The 1,100-nt window shown below is 67.6% G+C and carries 1 protein-coding gene; it reads left to right on the forward strand.

Annotation, left to right across the window (positions count from 1 at the left end; translation table 11 throughout):
- Window positions 1–26: 26 nt before the first annotated feature.
- Window positions 27–1,100, forward strand: a 1,074-nt coding sequence (locus Mco01_RS38675) for a glycoside hydrolase family 10 protein (protein WP_204061790.1), incomplete at its 3' end; no start/stop codon positions are given.

Below are 1,100 nucleotides of genomic sequence, written 5' to 3' on the forward strand. Positions count from 1 at the left end.
CGTGATTCAGTTATGGAGGCTCAGGCATGGGCGCAAACGCCATTCCTTCGCCTGGAACCCGGTGGCGCCGGGCTCTGGTCGCCGGCGCACTGGGGGCGCTCGGTGTGACGACGGCGCTGTCGGTGCCGGTGCCCGCCGACGCCGCGGCCAGCACGCTGGGTGCGGCGGCCGCGCAGAGCGGCCGGTACTTCGGCACCGCGATCAGCGCCGGCAAGCTCGGCGACTCGGCCTACACCACGATCGCCAACCGTGAGTTCAACATGGTGACGGCCGAGAACGAGATGAAGATCGACGCCACCGAGCCCAACCAGAACCAGTTCAACTTCACCAACGCCGACCGGATCTACAACTGGGCCGTGCAGAACGGCAAGCAGGTCCGCGGGCACACCCTGGCCTGGTACTCCCAGCAGCCGGGCTGGATGCAGTCGCTGTCGGGCAGCGCGCTGCGCCAGGCGATGATCAACCACATCAACGGCGTGATGGCCCACTACAAGGGCAAGATCCCCTACTGGGACGTCGTCAACGAGGCCTTCGACGACAGCACCGGCGGGCGCCGCGACTCCAACCTCCAGCGCACCGGCAACGACTGGATCGAGGTCGCCTTCCGCACCGCGCGCGCCGCCGACCCGGCCGCCAAGCTCTGCTACAACGACTACAACATCGACAACTGGTCCTGGGCCAAGACGCAGGGCGTCTACAACATGGTCAAGGACTTCAAGTCCCGCGGCGTGCCGATCGACTGCGTGGGACTCCAGGGCCACTTCAACAGCGGCAGCCCCTACCCCAGCAACTACCGGACCACGCTGCAGAACTTCGCCGCCCTGGGCGTGGACGTGGCGATCACCGAGCTGGACGTCGAGGGGGCCTCGGCCACCACGTACGCCAACATCGTCAACGACTGTCTCGCGGTCTCCCGCTGCGTCGGCATCACCGTGTGGGGCGTGCGCGACAGCGACTCCTGGCGCTCCAGCCAAACCCCGCTGCTGTTCGACGGCAACGGCAACAAGAAGGCCGCCTACACCTCGGTCCTCAACGCGCTGAACTCCGCCACGCCCAACCCGACCCCGACTCCCACCCCCACGCCGACGCCCACTCCCACT

Origin of the sequence: Microbispora corallina (assembly GCF_016863035.1) — a bacterium.
In the GTDB taxonomy this organism is placed as follows: Bacteria; Actinomycetota; Actinomycetes; order Streptosporangiales; family Streptosporangiaceae; genus Microbispora; species Microbispora corallina.